Annotated in this window: 4 protein-coding genes and 1 pseudogene; 4 read left to right on the forward strand and 1 reads right to left on the reverse strand. The window is 73.9% G+C overall.

Features of this window, described 5'->3' with window-relative positions:
- Nucleotides 1-281, forward strand: a pseudogene (locus HUW36_RS27765) (Acg family FMN-binding oxidoreductase); the annotation flags it as partial.
- Here HUW36_RS27765 and HUW36_RS27770 read toward each other — a convergent pair.
- Entirely contained in the window at nucleotides 253-687 is a 435-nt protein-coding gene (locus HUW36_RS27770) for a hypothetical protein (protein ID WP_174530840.1), read from the reverse strand. The pseudogene HUW36_RS27765 and the gene HUW36_RS27770 sit on opposite strands and share 29 nt — an antisense overlap.
- A gap of 84 nt (nucleotides 688-771) precedes the next feature.
- On the opposite strand from HUW36_RS27770, the gene HUW36_RS27775 reads away from it, so the two are divergent.
- The 3 genes from HUW36_RS27775 to HUW36_RS27785 form a co-directional block, all read left to right on the forward strand.
- Nucleotides 772-1,506, forward strand: coding sequence for a protein kinase family protein (locus tag HUW36_RS27775; protein WP_174530841.1), 735 nt, complete (start codon nucleotides 772-774; stop codon nucleotides 1,504-1,506).
- A 286-nt stretch (nucleotides 1,507-1,792) separates the two neighbouring features.
- The gene (locus tag HUW36_RS27780; protein WP_246248355.1) at nucleotides 1,793-3,250 is read left to right on the forward strand and encodes a DegT/DnrJ/EryC1/StrS family aminotransferase; all 1,458 of its coding nucleotides are present in this window, start codon (nucleotides 1,793-1,795) and stop codon (nucleotides 3,248-3,250) included.
- A partial coding sequence (locus tag HUW36_RS27785) for an MFS transporter (RefSeq protein ID WP_174530843.1) occupies nucleotides 3,247-3,821 on the forward strand: 575 nt, incomplete at its 3' end. The genes HUW36_RS27780 and HUW36_RS27785, both read left to right, overlap by 4 nt.

Consider the following 3,821-nt stretch of genomic DNA (forward strand, 5'->3'; position numbering starts at 1 on the left):
TGATCCTGTTCGGCGAGCGGGACGAGCCCGCGGCCTGGCTGCGCGGCGGCGAGGCGCTGTCGGCCCTGCTGCTCACCGCGACCGCCGAAGGGCTGGCCAGCGCGCCGCTCAGCGACGCGATCGAGCTCGCGTGGCCCCGCCGGATGATGCGTGACCTGCTCGCCGGCGTCGGCGCGCCGTACCTGGTGGTGCGGGTCGGCTGGGGACCCGACGCCGAACTGCCGCCGGCGCCGCGCCGCGCGCCGGCCGACGTCATCGAGGTGGTGGCGCCGCCGCAGTGACCCTCTCGCCGTCCTCCTCCGCCGGGCGCCGGAAGGCGGTCCAGAGGTTGAACCCGACGATCGCGACCACGAACGTCGCCCAGAGCGTGAGCAGTGCCGGTGAGTGACCGTCCCGGGCGAACCGGGGCAGGGCCACGGCCAGCAGCACCACTCCGAACAGCGCCGAGGCGACGGCCATCACCCGCCCTGCCCGCCGGGCGGGCCGGGGCACCGGCGGACGCCGCTCGGCGGTGCCCGCGGCGAGGGCCCGGCGCAGGGTGGTCCCGACCATCGTGACCGCCGCCGCCAGCCAGAGGACGGGGAACCACGAGAAGGGTTCCGTGACGAGCCGCAGCACACCGTAGCCGGCCAGGACCGAGCCGAGCGTCGCGATGAACAGGTCCCGCTGCCGTGCGCTTCCGGACATGCGGGCAGGGTTACCCGGTCCGGCACCGTCGCATGCGGACTCGACCGGGGCCTGGACGCTCGGAGCCGGCGCTAGTCTCGGTGGGTGTTCGCACCGGACCCCGCCGACGCGTTCGTGGTCTTCGGCGACCAGGACTCCGGCTGTCTCTCCTTCGGGGTGCGGGCGGCGGGCCGGCGCTGGTTCGTCAAGCAGGCCCGGACGCCGCAGGCGCGGGTCTCGCTCACCCGGGCCCTCGGGCTGCACGCCGCCGTCCGGCATCCGGGCATCGTCCGGCCGGAACTGGTACGCGACGGCACCGACGGGCCCACTCTGATCTACCCGTGGTGCGACGGCACCGTGCTCAACCACGCCACCGTGCACGGCTCGGACCGCGCCGGCCTGGCCCGCTTCCAGCGCCTGCCGGTCGCCGAGGCGCGCGCGGCCCTGGCGGTGGTCCTCGACGCCCACCTGGCCGTCAGCGCCGCCGGCTACGTCGCGGTCGACCTGTACGACGGTTGCTTCCTCTACGACTTCGACGCACACCGGATGCGGCTGATCGACCTGGACGAGTACCGGCCGGGCCCGTTCGTGCTGGACTCCGAGCGGTTGCCCGGGTCCCGCCGCTACCTGTCGCCGGAGGAGCTGACCCGGGGCTCGCTGATCGACGAGCGCACGACAGTCCACGCGTTGGGCCGTACGCTGCACCACCTGCTCGACGCGCCGTCGGGTTGGCGGGGCGACGACCGCGCCGCGGCGGTGGTGGAGCGGGCCACCCGGGCCGATCCCGATGCCCGGTACGCGTCCGTGCCCGACCTGGTCGAGGCCTGGCGGAACGCCTGACCGCCGACCGTCCGCGGGTCGCGCAAGGAGCGGCGAGCAGCGACCGGAAGTGGCGAGGGGACCGGCGGCACGAACGGGTCGGCCGGACGAGCCGGACAGCGGGCCGGGTGTGCCGACTCCGGCCGCCACGGGCGGGTCCGACGGCGCGGGGCCGCGACGGCGGGGACGACACGCACCACGAGGGACAATTCCCTATTGTCCACCGTCACTGTCAGCAACAATTCTTCGGGATGTTGACGACGATCCGAAAGACAATCATGATGGTCACTGGATCGACCGCACGCCAATGTCGGATCTGGTGGCATTTACCACCCCTCGACAGGATCGCGCCGGGACCGCGAGATTCCGCCGGGTAATCGTGCCCGGCGCGCGTCCGGCAAATCCTATCAAGCGGATAGGAACTGCCACCGCTCGCCCGAGGAGTCCGCCGGTGAACGGGAACAACGACGCTCCCGCCCCGAGTCGGCCGAGGCCGGCTCCACACGGCATTGAGCTGGAGAGACAGCTCGCCCTGCACGGCGGTCGGCCGGTCCGGCGCACGCCGTGGCCCACCTACGACAAAGGCGCGGTATTCCTACACCCGGAGGACGAGGACGCCGCAATTCGGGCTATCCGCAGTCATCTCTACTTCCGATACGACCACCGACCGCAGAACGAAACTGAATGCGGCCGATTCGAGGACGAACTGTGCCGCTATTTCGGCACCCGCCACGCCCTCGCCGTTTCCAGCGGCACTGCCGCCCTGGCCCTCGCCCTGATGGGCGCCGGAGTGCCGGCCGGCTCATTGGTCGCCTGCCCCGGATTCACCTTTGTCGCCACGCCGAGCGCCATTGTGCTGGCCGGCTGCCGGCCGTTCCTGGTCGAGGTCGACGACGACCTGCGGATGGACCTCGACGACCTGCGCCGCCGGTGGCGGCCGGACATCCGCGCGGTCATGGTGGTGCACATGCGCGGGTTCGCCGCCGACGTCGAGGCGCTCGCCGCCTTCGCCGCCGAGATGGGCGTGCCGCTCATCGAGGACGCCGTACCGGCGCTCGGCGCGGAACTCAACGGCCGCAAGCTCGGCACGTTCGGGGCGGCCGGAGCGTTCAGCACCCAGTCGGACAAGGCGCTGAACTGCGGTGAGGGCGGGTTCCTGGTCACCGACGACAGCACGCTGTTCGCCCGGGCCGTCGCGTTGTCCGGCGCGTACGAGGGGCGGCTGCGCCGGCACTTTCCGCACGGCGAGCCGCCGGTGACCGGCCTGGACCTGCCCCTGCTCAGCCTCCGCATGGACGAGATACGGGCGGCCCTGCTGCGGGCCGAGCTGGACCGGCTGCCGCAACGGCTGGCGCTGTTCCACCGCAACTACGAGCACGTCCGCGCCGCCCTGGCCGGGCTGCCCGGCATCGCGGTCCGCCGGCCGGTGGCGCCCGGGGCGTACCTGGGCGAGGCGTTCGTGTTCCGCGTGCCCGGCGGCGACGCGGGCTGGTTCGCCCGGGCGCTGCGGGCCGAGGGGATCGACGCCCGCAACATCGGCGCGGACGACGACCTGAACGTGCGGGCGTTCTGGAACTGGCGCTTCCTCTACGACACCGCCGACGCGGGCGAGATCCGTGCGACGTTGCCGCGCACCGCCCGACTGCTGACCGAGACCGTCGACGTGCCGTTGTCGTCCAACCTGACGCCGGCCGACTGCGACGACCTGGTCCGCGCCGTCCGCAAGGTCGCCGCCGCCCGCGACACCGTGCCGGCGCGGCCGTGAGCGCCGCCCACCGCGACGGCCGACCGCTGCCCCGGCTCGCGCTGGTCGGGCTGCTCGGCGGCCTGTTCGCCGGCTACCTCGGGCTGACCGCGGTCATTCCGGTGCTGCCCGGGTTCCTGCGGGACCGGCACGACGCCGGTGACCTCACCGTCGGCGTCGTGGTCACCGTGACCGCGGTGACCGCGCTGCTGGTCCGGCCGGTCGCCGGAGCCCTCGCCGACCGCTACGGCCACCGCTCCGTGATGCTCACCGGCGCGCTCGTGATGGCCGCCGGCGGCCTGCTCTATCTGGCGCCACTGGACGTGCCGGCGCTGGTGGCGGTCCGGCTGCTGCTCGGTGCCGGCGAGGCGGCGCTGTTCACCGCCGGGGCGGTGTGGATCGTCCAACTCGCCCCGCACCACCGGCGCGGCCAGCTCATCGGCCTCTACGGGGTGAGCATGTGGGGCGGGATCTCCGCCGGCACCTTCCTGGGCGCGACCGTGCAGCAGGCCGGGTACGCGGCGGTGTGGGCGCTCAGCGCCGCCGCTCCGGCCGTCGCCGCCGCGCTGGTCGCGCTGGTGCCGGCGCCGGC

The sequence above is a fragment of the Micromonospora maritima genome, from assembly GCF_902825405.1.
Classification (GTDB): domain Bacteria; phylum Actinomycetota; class Actinomycetes; order Mycobacteriales; family Micromonosporaceae; genus Micromonospora; species Micromonospora maritima.